Source organism: Actinoplanes sichuanensis (assembly GCF_033097365.1).
Taxonomy (GTDB): domain Bacteria; phylum Actinomycetota; class Actinomycetes; order Mycobacteriales; family Micromonosporaceae; genus Actinoplanes; species Actinoplanes sichuanensis.
Genome location: NZ_AP028461.1, coordinates 5939135 through 5961229 on the forward strand (window position 1 = coordinate 5939135; position 22095 = coordinate 5961229).

The 22095-nt window shown below is 70.0% G+C and carries 20 protein-coding genes; 12 read left to right on the top strand and 8 right to left on the bottom strand.

Going from position 1 to position 22095, the window contains the following annotated elements:
* The first annotated feature begins 32 nt into the window (after positions 1–32).
* Complete coding sequence (locus tag Q0Z83_RS27395; RefSeq protein ID WP_317796874.1) at positions 33–1265, top strand: hypothetical protein; 1233 nt, start codon at positions 33–35, stop codon at positions 1263–1265.
* 1701 nt (positions 1266–2966) lie between these two features.
* Positions 2967–3959: a Clp protease N-terminal domain-containing protein gene (locus Q0Z83_RS27400; RefSeq protein WP_317796875.1), complete on the top strand. Its 993-nt coding sequence runs from the start codon at positions 2967–2969 to the stop codon at positions 3957–3959.
* 189 nt (positions 3960–4148) lie between these two features.
* Here the strand turns inward: Q0Z83_RS27400 and Q0Z83_RS27405 are convergent, their stop codons facing one another.
* Positions 4149–5132, bottom strand: a complete 984-nt coding sequence (locus Q0Z83_RS27405; protein WP_317796876.1) for an SEC-C domain-containing protein — start codon at positions 5130–5132, stop codon at positions 4149–4151.
* A 183-nt stretch (positions 5133–5315) separates the two neighbouring features.
* On the opposite strand from Q0Z83_RS27405, the gene Q0Z83_RS27410 reads away from it, so the two are divergent.
* Entirely contained in the window at positions 5316–5642 is a 327-nt protein-coding gene (locus Q0Z83_RS27410; RefSeq protein ID WP_317796877.1) for a hypothetical protein, read from the top strand.
* Between the two features lie 63 nt (positions 5643–5705).
* Positions 5706–6317, top strand: coding sequence for a hypothetical protein (locus Q0Z83_RS27415; RefSeq protein WP_317796878.1), 612 nt, complete (start codon positions 5706–5708; stop codon positions 6315–6317).
* On the opposite strand, the gene Q0Z83_RS27420 is transcribed toward Q0Z83_RS27415, so the two are convergent.
* Both Q0Z83_RS27420 and Q0Z83_RS27425 read right to left on the bottom strand, forming a co-directional pair.
* Positions 6318–6971: a TetR/AcrR family transcriptional regulator gene (locus Q0Z83_RS27420; protein WP_317796879.1), complete on the bottom strand. Its 654-nt coding sequence runs from the start codon at positions 6969–6971 to the stop codon at positions 6318–6320.
* 153 nt (positions 6972–7124) lie between these two features.
* The gene (locus Q0Z83_RS27425) at positions 7125–8114 is read right to left on the bottom strand and encodes an ADP-ribosylglycohydrolase family protein (protein WP_317796880.1); all 990 of its coding nucleotides are present in this window, start codon (positions 8112–8114) and stop codon (positions 7125–7127) included.
* A gap of 214 nt (positions 8115–8328) precedes the next feature.
* On the opposite strand from Q0Z83_RS27425, the gene Q0Z83_RS27430 reads away from it, so the two are divergent.
* Together Q0Z83_RS27430 and Q0Z83_RS27435 are read left to right on the top strand one after the other, a co-directional pair.
* On the top strand, positions 8329–9423 hold the full coding sequence (locus Q0Z83_RS27430; RefSeq protein ID WP_317796881.1) for a M35 family metallo-endopeptidase: 1095 nt from the start codon (positions 8329–8331) through the stop codon (positions 9421–9423).
* A gap of 50 nt (positions 9424–9473) precedes the next feature.
* Positions 9474–10385 (top strand): tetratricopeptide repeat protein, encoded by a 912-nt coding sequence (locus Q0Z83_RS27435; protein WP_317796882.1) that lies wholly within the window; start codon positions 9474–9476, stop codon positions 10383–10385.
* On the opposite strand, the gene Q0Z83_RS27440 is transcribed toward Q0Z83_RS27435, so the two are convergent.
* The 4 genes from Q0Z83_RS27440 to Q0Z83_RS27455 are packed head-to-tail and all read right to left on the bottom strand — an operon-like array spanning position 10336 to position 13697.
* Positions 10336–11154 (bottom strand): SDR family oxidoreductase, encoded by an 819-nt coding sequence (locus Q0Z83_RS27440; RefSeq protein ID WP_317796883.1) that lies wholly within the window; start codon positions 11152–11154, stop codon positions 10336–10338. The genes Q0Z83_RS27435 and Q0Z83_RS27440 overlap by 50 nt on opposite strands.
* On the bottom strand, positions 11147–12289 hold the full coding sequence (locus tag Q0Z83_RS27445) for an NAD(P)/FAD-dependent oxidoreductase (protein WP_317796884.1): 1143 nt from the start codon (positions 12287–12289) through the stop codon (positions 11147–11149). The genes Q0Z83_RS27440 and Q0Z83_RS27445 overlap by 8 nt, the downstream gene beginning before the upstream one ends.
* Positions 12286–12483, bottom strand: coding sequence for a ferredoxin (locus Q0Z83_RS27450; RefSeq protein WP_317796885.1), 198 nt, complete (start codon positions 12481–12483; stop codon positions 12286–12288). The genes Q0Z83_RS27445 and Q0Z83_RS27450 overlap by 4 nt, the downstream gene beginning before the upstream one ends.
* Before the next feature lie 14 nt (positions 12484–12497).
* Positions 12498–13697, bottom strand: a complete 1200-nt coding sequence (locus tag Q0Z83_RS27455; protein ID WP_317796886.1) for a cytochrome P450 — start codon at positions 13695–13697, stop codon at positions 12498–12500.
* Between the two features lie 125 nt (positions 13698–13822).
* On the opposite strand from Q0Z83_RS27455, the gene Q0Z83_RS27460 reads away from it, so the two are divergent.
* Entirely contained in the window at positions 13823–14458 is a 636-nt protein-coding gene (locus Q0Z83_RS27460; protein WP_317796887.1) for a TetR/AcrR family transcriptional regulator, read from the top strand.
* On the opposite strand, the gene Q0Z83_RS27465 is transcribed toward Q0Z83_RS27460, so the two are convergent.
* Positions 14434–15126: a response regulator transcription factor gene (locus Q0Z83_RS27465; protein WP_317796888.1), complete on the bottom strand. Its 693-nt coding sequence runs from the start codon at positions 15124–15126 to the stop codon at positions 14434–14436. The two genes, Q0Z83_RS27460 and Q0Z83_RS27465, sit on opposite strands and share 25 nt — an antisense overlap.
* Before the next feature lie 140 nt (positions 15127–15266).
* Between Q0Z83_RS27465 and Q0Z83_RS27470 the strand changes: the two genes are divergently transcribed.
* From Q0Z83_RS27470 to Q0Z83_RS27490, 5 genes are all read left to right on the top strand, one after another.
* On the top strand, positions 15267–17054 hold the full coding sequence (locus Q0Z83_RS27470) for a flavin-containing monooxygenase (protein ID WP_317796889.1): 1788 nt from the start codon (positions 15267–15269) through the stop codon (positions 17052–17054).
* A complete protein-coding gene (locus Q0Z83_RS27475; protein ID WP_317796890.1) occupies positions 17051–18541 on the top strand; it encodes a hypothetical protein in 1491 nt (496 codons plus the stop codon). Before Q0Z83_RS27470 ends, Q0Z83_RS27475 begins: the two co-directional genes overlap by 4 nt.
* Complete coding sequence (locus Q0Z83_RS27480) at positions 18538–20010, top strand: MFS transporter (protein WP_317796891.1); 1473 nt, start codon at positions 18538–18540, stop codon at positions 20008–20010. The genes Q0Z83_RS27475 and Q0Z83_RS27480 overlap by 4 nt, the downstream gene beginning before the upstream one ends.
* Before the next feature lie 179 nt (positions 20011–20189).
* Positions 20190–20600: a hypothetical protein gene (locus Q0Z83_RS27485; protein ID WP_317796892.1), complete on the top strand. Its 411-nt coding sequence runs from the start codon at positions 20190–20192 to the stop codon at positions 20598–20600.
* A gap of 281 nt (positions 20601–20881) precedes the next feature.
* Entirely contained in the window at positions 20882–22018 is a 1137-nt protein-coding gene (locus Q0Z83_RS27490) for a Fic family protein (RefSeq protein WP_317796893.1), read from the top strand.
* Positions 22019–22095 lie beyond the last annotated feature (77 nt).

Here is a 22095-nt window from a genome sequence, read left to right on the forward strand (position 1 = left end):
GAGCAGGCCGTGTCGAACTGGGGACGGTCGTCGTGAACCGGCCGGACGAGCCCGTCGACGACCAGACCATGGCGGTGCCGGCCGACCCGTGGCCGACGATCGACCGCCCGCCGCCGAGCGGTCCCACCACATACGCCGGCGGTGCCGCTGCTGATCCGTCCACACAGCCCGGCGACACCACGGCGTACCTCGGCCGCCCCGGGCATCTCGGTGACGTCGCCGGCCAGGCCACCGCCTACCTCGGCCGGTCCGACGTTGAACCCGGCCCGCCGACCGCCGACCAGGGCCAGGGCACCGCTTACCTCGGCCGGCCCGCCGCGCAACCCGGCGACCGCCCCGGACATCTCGGAGATGTCACCGGGCGGGCCGCCGCGGACGCCGGCAACGCCACCGCCTATCTGGGCCAGCCGAACGCCTCCACCGCGTATCTGGGCCAACCTAACGCGCCCACCGCGTATCTCGGCCCGTCCGGCACCCCTCCCGCGCCGCCTGGCCTGCCCACCGCTCACCTCGGCCAGCCCAACGTGCCCGCCGCTCACCTCGGCCAGCCGAACGCGCCCACCGCTCACCTCGGCCAGCCGAACGCGCCCACCGCTCACCTCGGCCAGCCGAACGTGTATTCCGGCGATGCCACCGCTCGGTTGGGCGATCCTTCCGGATATCGCGGGGATCCGGGCGAGACGGTCGGTATCGGGACGTCTCCCTGGACGGCGCCGGTGGACCCGACCCCTCTCCCCGGCGGTTCGCTACCCACCGTCCGCGCCCAGAACGAATTGCGCTTCGGCCCGGGTGTACCGGCGACTCCTGCGGCCACCCCCGCCTGGCCCGGCGCAGCCGGAACTGCCCGCCGCCGTCGCCCGCTATGGCGCCGGCTGGTGTCCGTACTCTCCAGCCTGCTGACCCTGGCTTTGATCGGGGTGGTCGGGTTCTACATCTGGCAACGCCTGAGCCCATTGAAGGTCGAGGGCGTGACGGTATCGGTACCCGAGCCGGCCGGAACCCGCTGCGACGTAACCGTCGACGTGGTGGCCACCGTCCGGACGAACGGCCGAAGCGGCGTGATCCGCTACCAGTGGTTCCGCTCGGACGCCCCACCCGGAGCCGTGTTGACCGAACAGGTCGGCAGCGGCCAGCAGACCGCCGCCCTGACCTTGAAATGGACCTTCACCGGCGTAGGCGCAAGCACCGAAACCGCAACGGTCAACATCCTCGAACCGTCACCACTCCAGGTCGGCACGCCGGTCCAGTACAACTGCAAGGCCTGACCAGCCCCATCCCCGCTCGCGCCGGCCACCCCGGCGCGCGAGTCTCCATGCCCCGTGGCTACGGCGGTTGTCGTCGGCCTCACCAGGGCGGCCCGCCCCGCTCAGCGGTATCCATCAAGAACCGATGCAGAACCCTTGAAAAGCCAGTTTGGCATGATCTACTTCTTACACTTCGAGTCCGGGGCGGAGGACTATTAATGCATGAGCCAGGGGTCGCTGTTCACCAGGTCCGAAATTGCCGAGATGCGCGACCGAACCGCGTCCCGAAACTATTCAGAGGCACGTGAGGCCTTCCGCCGCGAACACGAAAAGAACCGCGCATGGGGCTTGAAACGCCGCCACGCCGAAAAGCTACGCCGTCTCCGCTCGAGCCCTCCAACATACAGCACAGAGCGTAGCCAAACCGGCCCTACCAGACGCGCATCCGTCGAGGCGCGAAGGCCTGCTTCACCGCCGCGATCCCCCGCCAAGCCGCCGCCAACCCCTACACCGCCGGCCCTTGCATCGCCGACCTCCTTCACCGCCAGCCGTTGCACCGCCGACCTCGTCACCACCGACTTCTGCACCGCTGGCCCTCGTACCGCCAGCCCTCGCACGGCAGGCCCTCACACCGCCGACCTCTGCACCACCGACCTCTGCACCGCTGACCCTCGCGCCGCCAGCCCTCGCACGGCTGACCCTCGCACCGCCAGCCCTCGCACGGCCGACCTCCGCACCACCGACTTCTCCACCGCTGGTCCTCGCACCGCCGACCTCTGCACCACTGGCCCCTGCACAGCCGACCCCTGCGCTGGCGAACCCTTCACCAACGACCTCGGCAAGCAACCATCTTCGGCAAGGAAACCGGCCCGCACCTCACAGCCCGCCGCTCCGCGCCCAAGGCCCGAACCTCCTTGCGGCAGGGTCCCCCGGTGCGCCACAGCCGACCCCAAGCGCGACATGCCGCAGATTTCAAGACCGGGTGGCCGTTGGATGACGGCGCCCACGGTGACTCTCAGCAACAATCGAGCCGGCCTGCATTCAGCGCTACTGCCGTGCGGCAATCAGCGACGAACCGAGATCGAGAGTTTTCCCTTTCTCCCCTCACCGCAACAGTTCCGAACTTCTCGAAAACCCGCTTTTCATAAATTCAGAGACGCGCCAGGAGGATGCCAGGAATACTTTGCTCGAAAACATTTCCGTCACCTCCATGATATCGCGGAGCGGCGCCTCACCAAAATCCGAGCGGGTCCCAGGGGCCGACGTTTTTGGATCTCGGCTGTGGCCGCGCCGGTCGTGCAGTTGTGCGGCCAGGATCGGATTCCGGTCTCGGAGCGGGCTGTGCGGCGAGGCCGCGCGTGCGGGCCATGCTGGACCGCGCGAGCCGGGCCAAGGCCGCGGGCCGTGCGAGCCAGGCCGGGCGATGCGGGCCGTGCGAGCCAGGCCGGGCCATACGGGCCGTGCGGGCCAGGCGGGCGCCGTGCGGGCCAGGCCGGGCCATACGGGCCGTGCGGGCCAGGCGGGCGCCGTGCGAGCCAGGCCGGGCGCCGTGCGGAACAGACCGGGCCATACGAGCCCGAGCGGGGGCAAGTCAGCCCCGTGTGAGCGGGTGGGGCTGTGCGGGCGGTGCGACTCGGGGGCTCTCGTCTATCACCTTTGGTAGAGGTGGCTCTGGCTCGTAGACAGAAGTGTGGGGCGGCTGCCGTCCATAGCCTTCTCGGCATGGCTGTCACGTTCACCGGAGACGATCGGTTTCCCGCAGTTCTCTCCATCGCTCGGGCTGCTGCCCGGGACGAGCTCGGCACCGTGCATCTGCTGGCTGGGATGGCCGGCGCGGCACCTGAGGTCGCGGCGGTGCTCGATGCTTTCGACATCACTCCGGCTGTGCTGCGCGCGGTGCTGCGGGAACGTGTGATCGGTGATGGGCCGGCGCCGCCGGTTGCGGCGGTCGTTCGGGGGCACGCGACGCTTCCGCTCACCGCGGGGGTGCGGGCGGCTCTGGTGCGGTGCGCCGCCTACCATTCGGGCACCCGGACTTCGCAGCAGCTGCTGGCCACCATCCTGGACGATCCGGGCACCGGTGCGGTGACCCTGCTGCGTTTCTGCGGCGCGGATGTCGAAGCCGTTCGGCGGGCGCTGCGGACCGGGCAACCTCCGGCTCGTGCGGAGCGGCTGCCCGCGCGGCTCTGGGCGGTCCGGGACAAGCTGATCGGCCGGCAGCAGTATCGCGGGCGTGGCCTGCGTGACTTCCTGATGTCGGTGGTCACGCGGTCGAGCGTCAACCATGCGGCGGCCCCGGTCCTGTGGGCGTCGTTGGAGGCCGACGACATGGCGAAGCGTCAGGGCCGACCGACCCGCACCGACGACGTGCTGCTCGCGATGGTGACGACGTTCGAGGTGGCCGAGGCCTACCCGCATCTGGCCGGTAGCGCCGCCGATCAGTACGACGGTATCCGCACGCTGCTCGCCGACCTGGATCGCGACGAGTTGGCCGCCGCAGTCGCCGCCGCCTCCGGCGACGACGAGGTGCCGCTCCACCGCCTGCTCAAGTCGGAGCCGGACACGACCGCCCTGTTGCGTGCGCTCACCGCCCACCCGGGCACGAGGGCGAGCCGGGTGCTCCAGTCGCTCGGCCCGGGCGGGTGTCGGGGAACGGGTGCCGCGGGGCATCCGCTGCTCCCGGTACGCCAGCCGGCCACCGCCGGAGCCGAATGACTGCCGACAACCCGGCTACCGGGACGGCACAGGTTGCCCGATGCCGGCCGACACCGTGGCGCAGATGCGCGACGACGGGGTGGAGCAGGCACTCGGGTTCGCGACGAAGTGCATACGGGCGACCCGACCGGGTTCGCGACGAGTGCATACGGGCGGCCCGGCGCAGGGGGCCGGGCCGCCCCGGGTCAGTCAGCTTCGGGAGCGCGGCAGGCAGCACTTCTTGTACTTGAGGGTGGATCCGCACCAGCAGGCGCCGTTGCGCTCCGGCGGCCACGGCAACCGCGCGGTGCCGGTGGACAGCTTGCGGGCGTACGCCGCACGGTTGTCGGCCGACGCCGGGTCCCCACCCACTCCGGCCTGCGCGGTCAACGCGTCCACAGAGCCCGGCAGCACGGCCAGGTCGGTGCCACCCGCGGCGGCCTGGCGGACCAGTTCGTGTTCGAGGCGGGAGCGGTGCTCGGCCCACGTCGTGCCGTAGGCGTCGGTCTGCTTGACCAGGCGGTTGAACTCCGCCTCGGGCCAGAACACCAGGTCGGTGGCCGGGGCCGCCGCGACCGGGGCGGCGTTCGCCAGCCGGGTCTCCAGACGCTCGGCCAGGTTGTCGTGGGTGTCGTGCTGACGGCCCAGCGCGTGCCGCAACCGGTGCCGCTGCTGGAGCAGGAAGAACAGCACCCCGGCGTCGTCGGCGTCGGACGGCTCGGCGGCGCCGCGCTCGGCCAGCACCTGATCGACGGCCTCGGTCAGCCACTTCTCGGCCTCGACGGCGCGGCCGCCGACGGCCAGCGCCGCGGTGATGTAGGCGGGTGCGTCCGGGTACTGGGTGAGCAGCGGGCGCAGTGGCTCCACCTCGGCGAACGCCTCGTCGCCGCGGCCGGTCCGGAACAGGATCCGCGAACGCAGCGCCCGCGCCGAGGCGACCGGGCTGTCGTCACGCTTTCCGTACGCTTCGAGCGCGCCCTCCACGTACCGAAGGGCGGCATCGAGTTTTGATCGGCTCTCGGCGATCTCCGCGGCGAGCGCCAGCGCGAGGCCGGCGTCCTGCGGGTCGGCGAGGCGTCCGTCGCCGGCGGCCTTGGCCAGATCGGCGGCGACTCCGAGCGGGTCGGCGGCACCGAGAGCGGACTGCCGGACCTCGTTGAGGTCGGCGCTGGTCAGATCTGCTTTCAAAGACACGCCGCCACGCTACTGCGGGCCGCCCCGCAACGCTGTTGATCTGAGTCACTCGGTCCGAACATCCCACCAGACGTGACATGGACCACATAGTGCACCGTTTACGACGATGTGGCGGATTGATGTTGATCTCCGTACCGCCGCCTTGAGGTTAAGGTGTGCCGTTCGAAAACGGGGAGGACCGAAATGAATCTGCTTTTCACGATTGCCAAGAACCGCTGGGCCGCGCTGATCATCGGCCTGGCGCTGATTCCGCTGGGGCTGGTCAACGCCAATTCCACCGAGAAGGTCACCTGCGGTGACCAGGTGATGCAGCAGGGCGACATCTGCGAGACGACCCGACGGGGTACGACCACCGAGCGCTCCTTCGACGAGCAGAAGGAGCACGGCGTCACCGGCGGTTACATCCTCGCCGGGGTCGGCGGGGTGCTGGTGCTCGTCGGCGTGACCCAGTTCGTGGTCCGCGCTCGGCGTCGGGCCAAGGCCGCCGACGCCACGCCGGCCGCCGTCTGACGTCTCGCCCCGACTCCGGGTGGGTGGCGGCATCCACCCGGAGCACGTGACTACTCTGCCGCCATGGCAATGACTCCGGACGAGTTCTACCAGCACGCCCTCGCCGCCACCGACGACGAGGACCGACTTCCGCTGTCGCGCATGACCGGCTGGGAGATCAGCCCGTTCGAACAGGACGGTCTGCGTGTCACCCCGCTGCGGCCACCGGTGATGCCGGAGGCGCCGCGGCACGGCGAGGATCCGGCCGAGTGCGGCATGTGCCGGAAACGGGACACGGGTTTCTGGTTCAACGAGCGGTGGCGGCTGGACCGGGTCGCCGGTGCCGCGGTGCCACTGATCCTGATGCTCTACCCGCGCGACCACTACGACCTGGCCGATCTGCCCGACGAGATGGCGGCCGAGATGGGTCTGCTGGGCACCCGCATCGTGCGGCACATGCAGGCTCTGCCGCACATCGGGCGCGCCCACATGTATCGCTTCGGCGACGGAGCCGTACACCTGCATCTGTGGTTCTTCGCCCGGCCGGAAGGGCAGGCGCAGTTCTTCGGGTCGTGGCTGCCGGTCTGGGACGATCTGCTGCCGGAGTATCCGGCGGACCTGGCCGACGCCGATGCCGCCCTGGTCGCCGACGCGCTCGTCGCGTCTTCCGGCGGATCGCGTACGCCGGAGGCCTGATCACTCGCCGAGCAGGCCGACGAGGACACGCGAGATCGTGTCCTCGAATCGCGGTGCCGGCACGAGACTCCCACCCGTCAGTGCCGCTGTCAGGTGGGAGTGTCGGCCCGCCGCGATCACGTGTTCCAGGTATGCGCCCTGCCTGGCGGCCGACCCCGCGTTGAGCTCGGTCAGGGCGAGGGCGGCGGTGAGCGTGTTCATCACCGCGAACGCCTCCAGCTTGCGGCCCGCGTCGGCCGGGTGCACGGCGAGGATCGCGAGGACGTGTTCCAGCAGGTCGGTGCCGTGCGGTCCGAGAGCGGACCGGGTGAGCACCAGCTCCGGCAGCCAGCCGTGCCGCAACATCAGCTCGCGCCCCTGTCGGCACACCTCCAGCAGGCTCGGCAGCCAGGGACCGCCCGGCTCGGGAAGCCGATAGCCGGCCACCACCTCGTCGGTCATCAGGTCGAGCAGATCGTCGCGGCTGTCGACGTAGCGGTAGAGCGATGCCGCGCCGGTGCCGAGCTCGGCGGCGACGCGGCGCATCGAGACCGCGGGCAGGCCCTCCCGGTCGGCCAGGGTGATCGCCGCCGCGGTCACCTCGGCTCGGGACCGCTCGGCTGGACGCCCCACCCCGGTACGCCGTTCCCGCAGCCACACCGGCACCGCGTCCATGCCACCCCTCTCGATCGCGCACCAGCCTACCGCGGCGTTCGCGAACAGCGTTCCTGAACCGGCGGATCCACCGGCCTGACGAGGAGACGGATCGCGGTCCGGCTCGGCAACCGCCCGGTCGGCGGCGGATCCGGATGCCGGCTCAGTGGGCGGTCAGTCCCAGGCTCGGCCGATGTGGGCCAGGCGTTCGGCGTACTCGATCCGGGTCTGCCATCCGGTGGGCCAGGCCTCCAGGCCGAGGGCCGCACCGGCGAAGGCGCCCGCCAGACACGCGATCGAGTCGGAGTCGCCGGACGTGGCCGCAGCGCGGCCGAGGACGGCGACCGGCTCGTCCGGGGATATCAGGTAGCAGTAGAGCGCGGTGGCCAGCGCCTCCTCAGCGACCCACCCGGCTCCGGTCGCCCGGCACGGATCGCCCTCGTGCCGCCCGGACTCGAGTGCCCGGCAGACCCGGTCAAGGGCGTCGGCACACTCGTCCCAGCCATGCGCGATGAACGTCTCCGGCCTGGAGACACCCGGTTGCCGCCAGAGTTCGCCGAGCCACTCGCCGCGGTAGTTGACGCGCTGTTCGGCACAGCGCTGACGGAGGGCGGGGACGACGTCGGCCGGCGGAAGGCCGTTCCGCAGGAAATGGACGGCGTACGCGGTGAGCTCGCTCGCCGCCAGCCCGGTGGGATGGCCATGGGTCAACGCCGCCTGGAACTGCGCCACACCGGCCCGCTGGTCCTCGGTCAATCCCGGCACCAGGCCCACCGGAGTGACCCGCATGTTCGCCCCACATCCCTTGGAGCCGGTCTGTGTGGCCTCCGACCACGGCAACCCGGCGGCCAGGCCGACACAGGCGTGCAGACAGCTCATTCCGGGGGAACGGGTGTTGTCGGGACTCTTGAGCCACTCGACGAATCGACGGGTCAGCACCGGCTCCAGCGCTTCCGGGGAGAACGTCTGCACCTCCAGCAGCGCCTCACCCACCGCCAGCGCCATCTGCGTGTCGTCGGTGACGCGGGCCGGAACGCCGGTCAGCTCTTGCGGCCCCGCCACACCGTAGGTGGCCACGATCGAGCCGTAGTCGAGAAACTCGGTCGGCCGACCCAGACAGTCCCCGTAAGCCGATCCGAACAAGGACCCCGACGCGGCACGCATGCCCCACCCTAAACTCCACCGTCCGTCGTGGAGAGTCGGCTGCACTCCGCCACCTGGCCGCCGCGATATGACCCACCAGGGATGAGAGAAGTTCGTCAACGCGAGGAGATGATCGTAAAAATAGAAAAATGTTGATGTTTTGGCTTCGACTCCCCTGGCTCCCACCCCCCTGGAGCTTCGCCCCTGGGAGTCGATGGCCGAGAAGGGAAACCACGTGCGCATCTCTCGACGTCAGCTCTGGGCAGCGTGTCTCGCTGTCGGGATCGCGATCCCGACAGGCGCCGCCGCCGGGGCGAGCGCAGTGGCAGCCGCCGCCGGGGCCGCCGGCCTCACCACGACCGTCCAGATCGGCCAGGTGACCGACAGCGCCCTCACCGTGCGTGTCACGGTGCGCAACACGTCATCGTCGGCGGTCGACGTTCTCACCCGAGACCTGCCGCAAGCACACGCGTCCAAAGCAGTCCTGGCCGTGACCCGAGACGGCGTACCGGTGCCCTATCGCGGCAGACTGGCGAAGCTCGCGGCGCCGACCGCCGCCGACTACACACACATTCCCGCCGGTGGCGCCTACGCCGCAACCGTGGACCTGGCGGGCGACTATGACCTGTCGCGGCCGGGGACCTTCACCGTCGCTCTGGCCTCGACCCAGGTACGGACGCTGACCGGGGCGACCGCGGCCCGCCCGGCCGCGCTCCGGGTCGACACCGGTCGCGCCACCGTGCGCACCAGCGCCGCCATCCGCGGCGCCGGCAAGGCCTCCAGCCTCGCACCGACAACCACTGCGCAGGTGAAACTCGCCGCCGCCGCGGTCAGCATCACCTTCCGCGGCTGCACGACGAGTGAGCAGACCGCGCTGAAGACGGCCGTCACCAACGCCGCGACGTACTCGCAGAAGTCCCAGGCCTGGCTCGCCGCGAACCCGTCCGGCGGAGGCGCCTACACCACCTGGTTCGGCACCTACAGCTCGTCGCGGTTCACGCGCGTGACCTCGACGTACAGCAAAATCACCAGCGAGCTGACCAGCAAGGCCCTGACGCTCGACTGCACCAGCAACGAGGACTACTACGCCTACGTCTACCCGAACGAGCCCTACGTCATCTACCTCTGCAACGCGTTCTGGACAGCGCCGGCCACGGGTACCGACTCGAAGGCCGGAACACTGATCCACGAGTCGAGCCACTTCACCGTCAACGGCGGCACCGACGACCACGCATACGGCCAGACGGCGGCGAGGCAACTCGCCGCGTCGAGCCCGAGCAACGCCGTCGACAACGCCGACAACTACGAGTACTTCGCCGAAAGCCGCTGACCCACGACCACCGCTCCCTGACCGGCAGCCGGAAGCCTAGGGTGACCGCCATGAGCGAGGTCTCTCAAGATCCATACGACCGGGCCGCATCGCTCGCCGATTGCGGACGGGTGGACGAGGCTGTCGCGCTGTGGCGGGCGTTGGCCGACGACGATGACTGGGAGGACCAGGAACGGCTGGCTGAGCGCCTGTCCCAGTGGGGACGAGCCGATGAGGCTCATGCGGTGTGGCGGGTGGCCGTGGCGGCCGGCCACCCGGCACCGCAATGCGCTCTGGCCGGGATGTACGCCGCGGCGGGGCGTATCGACGACGCGATTGCCACCTGCACTTCGGCCGTTGTCGCCGATGAACCGGGGGCCTGGTCACGGCTGGCGGATCTGCTGACGGACGCCGGTCGTGTGGAAGATGCGGAGGGCGTCTACCGAGCGGCGATCGCTGCGGGCCACACCGCAGCGGGTGGTGAGTTGGGCAGACTCCTGTCCGGTCAGGGCCGTGACGAGGAGGCCGTCACCGCCTACCGGATCGCCGTCGACGCTGAGGGAGTCGCTCCGTGGCCACTCGGGGAACTGCTGGAAAGGCTGGGCCGCACGGACGAGGCCATCGAGTTCTACGCGCGGGCGGTCGCCGCCGAGCGGGGGCACCTTCGCCGCCGCCTGGCGCGTGCGCTGGAACGGGCGGGCCGCACCGACGAGGCTCTGGCCGTCGTCCGCGACGCGATCGCGAACCGCGACCACACCGCGTACACGGGGATGGGCCGCCTGCTGGCGAAACACGGTCGCGCCGAAGAGCTGACCGTCGAGGCGGCACGGCTCCGCGACGACGGCGACCTGTTCGCGCTGATGGCGCTGCGAAGAGGAGCACACCACGCACATGATGGACATGGCGCCGGTGTACGCCGTCCTCACCACCCGCCTAGCGCGGCCGATGACGGTGCAGCCACGCCGCCTGACCACCGTCGATGAGCAGATCGGTGCCGGTGACGTACAGCGAGCCGGGCCCGGTCAGGAACGCGACGGCCTCGGCGATCTCGGCCGGAGTGCCGGCACGGCCGATACCGCAGGACTGCAGCATCGCCATCATGTGGTCGCCGGAGGCCGACTCCTGCTCCGCCTTGGCCATGGCGGTGGCGATGACCCCGGGACTGAGCGAGTTGATCCGGGCTCCGCGCCGGTTGTAGGCGAGCGCGGCGGCCTGCACCCGGACCTGGTTGGCACGTTTGGCGAGGATGTAGGCGCCGACCGGGTCCCCGTCGAATCCGGTGACCACGTCCGACTCCAGGAGCCGGTCGGCCGGCTCGGTGGCGAGGGCCTGTTCGTCGGCCGGGCTGAGCTGGGCGTAGTGCCCGGCCATGCTGGCCACGCACACGACCGCGGTGCCGCTGGTCGCGACCGCCTCGAACGCGTCGATCAGATAGGCGGTCCCGGCGAGGTCGACTTCCATGATCGTGCGTACGGTCGACGTCGCGGCCGAGACTCCGGCGGTGTGCACGACCGCGGCCACCCGGCCGGATCCCGCCGCCGTCTCCGCTAGCTTCGCCACCGAACCCTGATCGGCGATGTCGGTGATGTGGCCGTGCGCGTCATGGCCCTCGGCCCGTAACGCCTCGACCGCCCGGTCGAGATTCTCGACGAAGGCGTCGGCGAGCAGCAGGGTGCGGCCGCTGCCGATCCGGCGGGCCACGGCCGTGCCCATGCCGCCGGCCCCGGTGACGACGACGATCTCGTTACTCAACTGAACCTCCGGAGGCGATGGCCTGCCGCCACGGACGGACGGCCTTGGGTGGCATGTTCACGGCGAGCGCGCCGACCAGACGGCCCCCGCGGTGGTAGGCGGCCAGGAAGCGGCGGTCGGCGAGGGATCCGTCGACCACGTCGAAGCGGTCGTGGCCCCGCAGGTAGCCGTAGGCGTGGATCTTGAGGTCGTACTGGTCGGACCAGAAGTACGGCACCGGCGCGAACGGCTTCCGCGCGCCGAGCAGGTTGCGGGCGGCGGCCATGCCCTGTTCGGCGGCGTTGGTGCGGTGCTCGATGCGCATGTCGACGCCGAACAGCGGGTTGGGCCAGCGCGCCACGTCCCCCGCCGCGTAGACGCCGGGCGCCGCGGCGCAGAACTCGTCACAGACCACGCCGTCACCGACGGTCAGGCCGGATCCGTCGAGCCAGTCGGTGTTCGGGATCGACCCGGCCGCGACCAGCACCTCATCGGCGCCGACCAGGGTGCCGTCACCGAGCCGCACTCCCCCGTCGACGATCTCGGTCACCATGACCCCGGTGCGCAGGTCGACACCGTGGTCGCGGTGGACGTCGGCGAGCATCCGGCCGACCGGTTCGCCGACGGCGTGCGCGAGCGGCACCGGGGCCGGTTCGAGCAGGGTGACCTCGCAGCCGAGGCCACGCGCCACGGCAGCGCATTCGGCGCCGAGGAATCCGGCGCCGACGACGGTCAGCCGGGCGCCGGGCCGCAGCCGCTTGCGCAATTCAAGAGCGTCGTCGAGCGTACGGATGGAATGTCCCGAAGCGCCGGGAAGCGGTCGTGGCCGCACGCCGGTGGCCACGACGAGCCCGTCGTAGGGCACGCCGACGCCGTCGCTCAGGGTGACCAGCCGCCCGGCCGTGTCCAGACCGGTCGCCCGCACTCCCAGTCGCAGGTCCAGGGCGAGCGCGTGGAGCTGCTCAGCGGTTCGCAAGGCGATCCGGTCGGCTTCCCACTGCGAGGCGAGGATCTGCTTGGACAGCGGCGGTCGATCGTACGGTGCGTCGAGCTCCTCGCCGATCAGGGTGATCGTGCCGGTGAAGCCTTCCCGGCGCAGCGTCTCCACCGTGGCCAGGCCGGCAGCCGAGGCACCGACGACGACGATCCGGTTCACGCCTCGACCAGTCGGATGGCGGCCGCCGGGCAGACCGCCGCGGCTTCGCGCACCGCCTCGTGTTGGTCCTCGCCGGGGCTGTCGTCGAGGACGATCGCCACGCCGTCGTCGTCGCGCTGGTCGAACACCTCGGGCGCGACCATGGCGCATTGCCCGGCCGCGACGCATTTGGGCTCGTCGAACTCCACTCGCATCGTCGTCGTTCCTTTCACCAGGTGATCGGGAGTGCTTTGAGGCCGTAGGCGACGCCTTCCATGGCGAACTCGACCTCCTCGAACGGCACCGCCAGGGCCAGGGTGGGAATGCGGCGGTAGAGGGTGGAGTAGACGACCTGCAGTTCGACGCGGGCCAGGGATTGGCCGAGGCACTGGTGGGCGCCGTAACCGAACGCGTGGTGGGAACGGGCCGGCCGGGTCAGGTCGAGCCGGTCGGGTTCCGGGAACTCCGCCGGGTCGTAGTTGGCGCCGGCCAGCTCGAACACGACCCCGTCGCCGGCCTTGATGACGGTGTCGTGCAGTGCGATGTCCTCGACCGCGATGCGCCGGATCCCGGAGTGCACGATCGTCAGGTAGCGCAGCAGTTCCTCGACCGCGTTCGCGACGAACTTCGGGTCGTCGCTGTTGTCGCGCAGCAGGGCGAGCTGCTCGGGCTCGCGCAGCAGGGCGAGGGTGCCCAGCGAGATCATGCTGGCGCTGGTCTCGTGCCCGGCGATCAGGATCGCGGCGCCCATCGTGACGGCCTCGGCGAACGTCATCTCGCCCGCCTTGACCCGGCCACCCATCTCGGACAGCACATCGTCGCCCGGCTGCTCCATCTTCGTCATCAGCAGCCCGGCCAGGTACTCCCCGAGGCCCTGGGTCGCCTGCGCGCCGTCGTCGGGGTCGGTCTCGTGGCTGATCGCCTGGCGGCTGGCGGCCTGGAAGAACTCGTGGTCCTCATACGGGGCCCCGAGGATCTCGGTGATCACCAGGGTGGGCACCGGCAGGCCCAACTGTTTCACCAGGTCGGCCGGTTTCGGGCCGGCGAGCAGGTCGTCGATCAGGCCGTCGAGCACCTGCTGGATGCGCGGGCGCAGCGCCTCGACCCGTTTGACCATGAAGGGCGCGTTGACCGTACGCCGCAGCCGGGTGTGTTCGGGCGGGTCGGTGTTGGTGATCAGCGGCGGGTGGTGCGGCGCCGACGCGGCCCGGCTGCGGGTCATGTGCGGGTAGCCGGGCTTCTTCTCGTCGATGCTCAGCCGCGGGTCGTTGAGCAGCGCCCGCTGGTCGGCGTGCCGGGTGATGAACCAGGGGGTGCTGCCGTCCCAGATGCGCACCTGGCCGACCGGGGGCATGTCGCGGACCTCGGGGGCGGGGGCGAACGGGCATCGGGATTCCCGCTGCATGGGGTAATAAGGGGCGTCAGGCATGAATCCCATGCAAGCAGGTGCGCTTGACGCGACCCGGACACGAACCTGACAGGACACTGACGTGACCCAGGTCACTTCGGAGGCCGGGTCTATCCTGGCCTTCACTCACGGTCAGGAGCGATGTGATGACCAGCCGCCGGATGCGCGCTGAACAGGTGGAGCAGACCCGCACCACGATCCTGTCCACGGCAGAGCGGCTCTTCGCCGAACGCGGCGTCGTCTCCGTGTCGAACCGGCAGATCAGTGAGACGGCCGGGCTGGGCAACAACACCGCGGTCAGCTACCACTTCGGCGGCAAGCAGGAGCTGGTGCGCGCGGTCGTCGACCGGCACGCGTCGGCGATGGAGGCGATCCGCAAGGACCTGCTGGGCCGCTATCAGGGCAGCACCGAGCTACGCGACTGGGTGACGTGCGTGGTGCGCCCGTTCACCGACCACCTCACCGCGCTGGGAAACCCCAGCTGGTACGCCCGGTTCGCAGCGCAGTTGATGACCGATCCACAGCTGCGCGAGCTCGCGGGCGCGCAGCTCGAACAGGCGCCGATGTTGCACACGGTCATCGACAGCCTGCATCGGTGCCTGCCGGAGCTACCGCCGCCGGTTCGGCTGCGGCGCGACGACATGGCCCGCACGCTGATCGTGCACTTCTGCGCGCAGCTCGAACGGACCGCCGCCCCGGACTGGCCGGCGGCGCGGACCGACCTGATCGATGCGGTCGAGGGCCTGTACCGGGCACCTCACACACCTGCGCCGAGCGAGTAACCGAATCCGCGGTGGGTGCGCAGCAGCGCCGGCGGGGTCGCGTCGACCTTCTGCCGTAGCCGGGACAGCAGCCGCTCGATGGCGTTGTCGCCGCGCGACTCGCTCCACACCTGCCAGGCCAGCTGATCTTTGGACAGCACCCGTCCGGGGTTGAGCATCAAGTGGCGCAGCAGCCGATACTCGGCGGCGGTCAACTCCAGCGGCCGACCTCCGCGCCATACCTGACAGGCGATCTCGTCGAGTCGCAGATCGTGGTGCTCGAGCACGGCAGGCCGCGGGCTGCGGTCGCGCAGCAGCACCTGGACACGGGCAAGCAGCTCGGCGCTGCGCAACGGCTTGGTGACGTAGTCCTCCACCTCGACGCCGAGAACCGGGATCAGTGTGCCGAGGAACTCGCAGGCGGTCACGCAGAGCACCGGCGGCCGCTCGGCGAAGGTGGGACGGTCCTGGGCCAGCGCCATCAGGTCGGGGATCGCGACGTCGACCACGATCAGGTCCACCTGATGCTGATCGATCAGCTGCAGGGCTGCACTGCCGGTGGCGGCCGAGGTGACCAGATAGCCGGCCACGCTCAGCTGGACACTCAGCGAGCCGCGAACGTCCGCATCCGGCGCGACCACCAGCAGTCGGGCCTCGCGACCGGTTCGCATCGTCTCCACGACGGCCATGCCACACCTCCGGTCGAGCCGCGACAGGTCCACGAAGGACACCGCGTGCCGTGGACCACATTTTAAGTCAATCAGTTGCCTTAAATTGTACGAGTGGGTTGGCTGACCGGGCCGATCGAACCACCATGAAAGGCCCGATCATGCCCAATCCCCACCGCTACCGTCCCGAGGAACTCGAAGCACTGCGTGCTCGCTACCGGCTCGAACGGGACCGCCGTATCCGGCCGGACGGCGCCGGCCAGTACCGGCGAGCGGCCGGTGAGTACGGCTACTACGCGAAGGATCCGTACACGCCGTTCACCGAGCGGCAGCCGAAGACCGACCGGGTCGAGGTCGCCGTGATCGGTGGCGGCTTCGGCGGCCTGCTCACCGGCGCCCGCCTACGCCAGGCCGGCCTGGACGGCATCCGGATGATCGACGAGGCCGGCGACTTCGGCGGCACCTGGTACTGGAACCGGTACCCCGGCATCCACTGCGACATCGACGCCACCGTCTACATGCCACTGCTGGAGGAGGTCGGTTACGTCCCGCAGTGGCGGTACGCGCCCGGCGAGGAGATCCGGCAGCACTGTGTCGCCATCGCGAACCGGTTCTCCCTCTACGACGACACGATGTTCCACACCCGGGTCACCGACCTGACCTGGGACGAGACAGCCGGCGAATGGCTGGTGAGCACCGACCGCGGCGACCGGTTCCGGGCCCGCTACGTGGTGGCCTCCTCCGGCACCCTCACGAGTCCGAAGCTCCCCGGCATCCCCGGCATCGAGCAGTTCCGCGGGCATACTTTCCACACCAGCCGCTGGGACTACGGCTACACCGGCGGCGATCAGAACGGCGACCTGCACAGGCTCGCCGGCAAGCGGGTCGGCGTCGTCGGCACGGGCGCCACCGGCATCCAGGTGATCCCGCACCTCGCCGCGTCAGCCGAGCAGCTGTACGTCTTCCAGCGCACGCCGTCGTCGGTGGACGTGCGCGGCAACCGTCGCACCGATCCGGCCTGGGCGGCGACGTTGCAGCCGGGTTGGCAGCAGGAACGGATGGACAACTTCCTGACGATCGTCACCGGCGGGCATGCCGATGCCGACCTGATCGACGACGGCTGGACCAGCACGGCACGCCTGCAGCGGCAGATGCTCACCGGCACGGTCGACCAGTCACTCAGCGCCGGGGATCGCGAGTACCTCGACGAGATCGCCGACTTCCGCAAGATGGACGAGATCCGGGCCCGCGTCGACGAGGTGGTCACCGATCCGGCCGTCGCCGCACTGCTCAAACCCTGGTACCGGTACATGTGCAAGCGGCCCGGATTCAGCGACCTCTACCTGCAGACCTTCAACCGCCCCAACGTCACCCTGGTCGACACCGCCGACTTCGGCGGCATCACCCGGATGACCGCCACGGGTGTCGTCGTCGGCGACATCGAATACGAGGTCGACTGCGTCGTCTTCGCCACCGGCTTCGAAGTCGGCGTCTCCGGCGTCGTCTCCGGCACCCTGCCGGTGCACGGCCGCGGCGGCCTGCCGCTGCTACACCACTGGGCGCGCGGGCCACGGACCCTGCACGGCTTCTACAGCCACGGCTTCCCCAATCTGTTCCACCTCGGGTCGCTGCAGAACGCCGCGTCGGTCAATTTCGTGCACGTGCTCCAGGAGCAGGCCGGCCACATCGCCGCGGTCGTCGCCGAGGCCGGCAAGCGGGGCGCCCGCTGGATCGAGCCGACGGCCGAGGCCGAACAGGCGTGGGCCGCCGTCATCCGCGAGACCGCGCCGGACAACTACCGGTTCCAGGCCGCATGCACCCCCGGCTACTACAACAACGAGGGCAGACCTCGGGAGGTCAACAACTCGTTCGGGCCGGGACCGGTGGTCTTCCACGACCTGCTGCGCCGCTGGCGCGACGAGGGCGGCATGGACGAGGTCCTGCGGTGACCCTTTCCTTCTCGGTACGGCGGACGACCTCACCCAGTCCGCTGCGCGGCTCGAACGGGGTGGCGTTCGGGCCGGACGGCCGCCTCCACGTGGCCCAGTTCCTCGCCGGGCAGATCAGCGCAGTCGACCTGGCCACCGGTGACGTCGAGGTGATCGTGGCGCCGGGCGGCCCGATCGAGTCCCCCGACGATCTGGCATTCGGGCCGGACGGCTCGATGTACATCACCGATCTCGTCCCCGGCCGGGTATGGCGGCGCGCTGCGGACGGCACCCTCGAACTGGCCGCCGACGAGCTCCGGGCACCGAACGGCATCACCTTCGCCGGTGACCGGCTGTTCGTCAACGAGATGGTCCCCGCCGGCCGGCTGCTCGAGCTCGGCGCCACCCGGCGGACACTCACCGACGAGCTGGCCATGGGCAACGCGATGCAGCTCGGTCCCGACGGATACCTCTACTACCCGCACATGCTCACCGGCGAGGTCCACCGGATCGGGCTGGACGGCGGCGCCCCGGAACTCGTCGCCGATCAGTTGCCCGGGCCGGTCGCCGTCCGGTTCGACCGTGGCGGCGCGCTGCTGGTCCTGTCACGCGACGCGGCCGGCACGATCACCCGCCTCGACGGCGGCCGCCGGACCACCCTGACCACCGGGATCGTCGGTATGGACAACGCGGCTTGCGACGACGAGAACCGCCTGTTCGTGTCCAGCTACGCCACCGGCGGCATCACCGAGGTACGACCCGACGGCCGCACCCGCGACGTGGTGCCGCGCGGGCTGACCGGGCCGTACGGGGTGACCGTCGACCTCGGCGGCCGGGTACACGTCGCCGATCACTACGGATTCGCCGCAGACGACGGCGTCGAGCTGTCGACGTTCGTGCACGGCATCGCCGCCGACGGCGACCGGCTGCACCTGACCTCCCAGTACGGTCAGGTCCGCAGCTACGACCGGGTCACTCGGGAGACCCGGTCCCGGGTGACCGGGCTCGATCAGCCGCTGGGTGTCGCGGTCGGCCCGGACGCGACGGTGGTCGTGGCCGAGGCCGGTGCCGGGCGGGTCGTCGCCATCGACGAGGACGACACCGTGAGCGTGCTCGCCGACGGGTTCGGTCGGCCGGCCGCGGTGGCCTTCGACGCCGACGGATCCTGCTACGTCAGCGACGAGGAACACGGGACCGTCCACCGTGTCGGGCACGGGGTGATCGTGGAGGGCCTGGACGCCCCACAAGGCCTGGCGATCCATGGGGAGCACCTGTTCGTCGTCGAGACGGGCCAGGGGCGCGTGTGTGTCGTGGATCTGGAGTCAGCGCAACGCGTGACCGCCTTCGACGTGCCGGTGAGCACGAATGCCCGTACCGAATCATCGCTGTTCGCCCACGGTGTGCCCGGCATCCCCGCAGCGTTCGCCGGCCTCGCCGCCGGACCGCAGGCCCTTTATCTGGCCGCCGAAGGCGCCGTCCTCGAGATCGCCCCCGCGGAGAAGCCATGAGCGACACCGCCGCGCCCGGCCGCCGGCAGATCCTGCGGTCCCTGACCGGGCTGCTGCTCGCCCTGTTCGTGTCCACGCTGGCCAGCACGGTCGTCTCGACCGCGCTGCCGCGCATGCTGGCCGAGCTGGACGGCACGCCCACCCAATACACGTGGGTGGTGACCGCGACGCTGCTCGCCGCCACCGCCGCCACCCCGATCTGGGGCAAACTCGCCGACCTCTACGACAAGAAGACCCTGATCCAGCTCGCCGCACTGGTCTTCGTCGCCGGGTCGATGGCCGCCGGGTTCGCCCAGGACGGCGGGCAGCTCATCGCCGCCCGGGCGGTCCAGGGCATCGGTGTCGGCGGACTGCAGCCGCTGGTGCAGATCGCGATCGGCGCGATGATCCCACCGCGGGAACGGGGCCGGTACGCCGGCTACCAGTCGAGTGTCACGGCGGTCTCCACGATCGGCGGGCCACTGGTCGGCGGCTTGATCGTCGACACGTCGTGGCTGGGCTGGCGATGGTGCTTCTTCCTCGGAGTTCCGTTCGCGTTGCTCGCGCTGGTGCTGCTGCAGCTCACCCTGCGCCTGCCGGTGCTGCGCCGCGACGACGTGAGAATCGACTACTGGGGTGCCACGCTGATCACCGGTGGCGTCAGCCTGCTGCTGATCTGGGTGTCGTTCGTCGGTGACAGCTTCGCCTGGGCGTCCTGGCAGACCGCCGCCATGGCCGGTGGCGCCCTGATCCTGCTGGTCCTGGCCGCGTGGGTGGAGACGCGAGCCGCCGAACCGGTCGTGCCACCCCGGATCCTGCGCCGGCGCGCCACCGCGCTGTCGATCCTCGGCAGCCTCGCCGCCGGCACCGCCATGTACGGCGCGGCCGTCTTCCTCACCCAGTATTTCCAGGTCAGCCGCGGGCACACACCGACCGAGGCCGGCCTGCTGACCATCCCGATGATGGCCGGCATCCTGATCGCCTCGATCGTCGCCGGAAATTCGATCAGCCGGCACGGCCGGATCAAGCCGTTCCTGGTCGCCGGTTCGATCAGCCTGACCGCCGGCTTCGCCATCCTCGGATTCGTCGGTGCGACCACCCCGTTGATCACCATCGGTGCCGCGATGGTGCTGATCGGCGCCGGAGTCGGCATGACCCTGCAGAACTTCGTCCTGGTCGTCCAGAACGCCGTCCCGCTGTCCGACATCGGCGCCGCCAGCGCCACCGTCGCCTTCTTCCGCTCCCTGGGCGGCACGGTCGGCGTCGCCGTGCTCGGCGCGATCCTGGCCCGGCAGGTCGCCGGCCACACCGCCGACGGGAAAGCCTTGGCCGTCGCCTACGGGGAGGCGACAGGGGTCGTCTTCGCCATCTCGGCCGGCGTCGCGCTGCTCGGCGTGCTCGCCGCGGTTCTGCTCAAGCCAGTGCAACTGCGCACCAAACTGGACATGCCCGACGCGGTGGAGAAGGCTGTCGTGTCCGGCGACTCCTGACGGGGTTTCGGCGGGCGCGGCGCGAATTCCAGATCAACACCGCCCCTTCTACGGCCGCGCGGACAACCTCGTGCTCGGCCCCCTCAACTTTCCGACACCTCATAGGCGGCGGCGCGTACGGCTGGCACACGGCGATGGTTGTCGGAACCGTCTTCACCGATGGCCTGATCCACCTCGAGTTGTCCGGCGCCGCCACCTCTCCCCTGACGATCGTCTCGATCACACCGCTGATGGACGACGGCCCGGCCCTGCGAGTAGTCGGCACCCGTATCCGTGTCATCCCCGACATGCTGCCGGCGAATGCCGAGGTCGGCTGGTTCGAGTACCTCATGGGTTTCCCGCCCACGGAGTCGTTCGCCGTCGGCGCCGTCACGCCGGAGGGATTCGTCGTTCGCGCCACCAACGGCGACGACGACATGTCCGTCGAAGTTCAGATCGGCTACGAGGTCGTCGCGGCCGGGGTCTCGAATCGCACCGGCGTCGAGGTCGCCTATGAGTACGACGGCGTTCGCAAGCGCGTCGTCATCCCGAGCCTTCTGACCGTCTGCGCCCCCGCCACAGCGGCGTGCACAGCGCAGACGCCCTCTTGAGCACCGAACCCGGGGAAGCCGTCACCACGCGTCGCGGTGGGCACGGACCCCGGCCTCGGCGCGACGGCAGCCGTCGCGTCGGGCGGGGCCGACGATACCGCGGGCAGTCGGGTGTCGAGGAGGAGCAGCGCAGCGTCGAGCACCACCACGCCCAGATTGATCAGCACCGCCGGGTAACCCCATCGGGAGACGTCCGTCCGGGGCACCAAACCGAGCACTCCGGCCAAACCCCGCGAGGATCGAAAACCACTTCAATGCTACCTGCCTTGTAGCATGGGAGCATGCTGTACGTGGTGCCGCCGATGGACTCCGCGGATCAGCAGGTTCTCGACGAACTGGACGTCATGCGCAACGAGTTGCGGGCGCATCTTCGATCGAAGCCTCGCTGGGAAGGACAGTTGCGGCGAAGCCTTTTCGCGGCCGCCGTCCAAGGCTCCAACACCATCGAGAACATCACCATCAGCAGCACCGACGCACGGGCACTCGTTGAACATGCCCCGATGTCGGCGGCGGCAGACGACAACACGCAACAGGCGGTCATCGGCTACCGAGACGCCATGGCCTACGTCCAGCAAACACCGCACATGGACTTCTTCGACTATTCGGAGACGCTTCTCTCCACCGTGCATTTCATGATCACCCGGTATCAGCCGGCGAAGTGGCCCGGCCGATACCGGGTCGGCGGAATCTTCGTGTCAAGCTCCGATCCCCTGGAACCCATGTACACCGGGCCTGATGCCGAGTCGGTTCCCGCGCTGATGCACGAACTGATCGAGTGGCTCCGTGACGGGGATCTCGACGCGTCGGCATACGCTCGTGCAGCGATGGCCCATCTCAACCTCGTGGCGATCCATCCGTGGCGCGACGGCAACGGCCGAACCGCTCGCGCGCTGCACACTCTGATCATGGCCCGTGCCGGAGAATTGGCCCCGGAATTCTCCTCCATCGAGGAATGGCTCGGCGAACAAACCAACACCCTCCACTACTACGAAGCCCTCCGCGCTGTGCAGGGCGGAAGCTTCCAACCCGAACGAGATGCCCGCCCCTGGCTCAAGTTCGCCTTCGCCGCACATCATCGCCAGGCACAACGCGTGCAACGACGGTACGAGTGGACCGTACGCCTATGGAATGATCTTGCACGGCTGGCCGAAGAACGAGGGTTGGCCGAGCGCACCGTGTCCGCCCTCTACGCGGCCGCGGTCGGCGAACTCAGGCGCACCACCTACCAGCAAGACGAAAGCCTCAGCCGCGACCAGGCCATTCGCGACATCCAGACGCTGACACGCACCGGGCTGCTGGCAGCGCGGGGTCACGCGACCGGCCGCGTCTACCTACTGGCCGGGCTCGCCTCCGAGATCGCCGAGGCCGCGGCTGCGGCGGTACGCGGACCTGGACGCAACCCCTACCCATTCCCGTAGCCGCCGAGATCACGGCAGACGACGGCCGACAGCACTCGACGTTAGGGCGGGCCCGGATTCCAGCAGCGATGTAGATT

Bases quoted from the DNA above. Each gene is read 5' to 3' on its own strand.
- Q0Z83_RS27425 (WP_317796880.1), bottom strand. From the start codon at position 8,114: ATGCGTGCCGCGTCGGGGTCCTTGTTCGGATCGGCTTACGGGGACTGT.
- Q0Z83_RS27400 (WP_317796875.1), top strand. From the start codon at position 2,967: ATGGCTGTCACGTTCACCGGAGACGATCGGTTTCCCGCAGTTCTCTCC.
- Q0Z83_RS27435 (WP_317796882.1), top strand. From the start codon at position 9,474: ATGAGCGAGGTCTCTCAAGATCCATACGACCGGGCCGCATCGCTCGCC.
- Q0Z83_RS27470 (WP_317796889.1), top strand. From the start codon at position 15,267: ATGCCCAATCCCCACCGCTACCGTCCCGAGGAACTCGAAGCACTGCGT.
- Q0Z83_RS27450 (WP_317796885.1), bottom strand. From the start codon at position 12,483: ATGCGAGTGGAGTTCGACGAGCCCAAATGCGTCGCGGCCGGGCAATGC.
- Q0Z83_RS27420 (WP_317796879.1), bottom strand. From the start codon at position 6,971: ATGGACGCGGTGCCGGTGTGGCTGCGGGAACGGCGTACCGGGGTGGGG.
- Q0Z83_RS27465 (WP_317796888.1), bottom strand. From the start codon at position 15,126: ATGGCCGTCGTGGAGACGATGCGAACCGGTCGCGAGGCCCGACTGCTG.
- Q0Z83_RS27410 (WP_317796877.1), top strand. From the start codon at position 5,316: ATGAATCTGCTTTTCACGATTGCCAAGAACCGCTGGGCCGCGCTGATC.
- Q0Z83_RS27490 (WP_317796893.1), top strand. From the start codon at position 20,882: ATGCTGTACGTGGTGCCGCCGATGGACTCCGCGGATCAGCAGGTTCTC.
- Q0Z83_RS27455 (WP_317796886.1), bottom strand. From the start codon at position 13,697: ATGCCTGACGCCCCTTATTACCCCATGCAGCGGGAATCCCGATGCCCG.
- Q0Z83_RS27480 (WP_317796891.1), top strand. From the start codon at position 18,538: ATGAGCGACACCGCCGCGCCCGGCCGCCGGCAGATCCTGCGGTCCCTG.
- Q0Z83_RS27415 (WP_317796878.1), top strand. From the start codon at position 5,706: ATGGCAATGACTCCGGACGAGTTCTACCAGCACGCCCTCGCCGCCACC.
- Q0Z83_RS27460 (WP_317796887.1), top strand. From the start codon at position 13,823: ATGACCAGCCGCCGGATGCGCGCTGAACAGGTGGAGCAGACCCGCACC.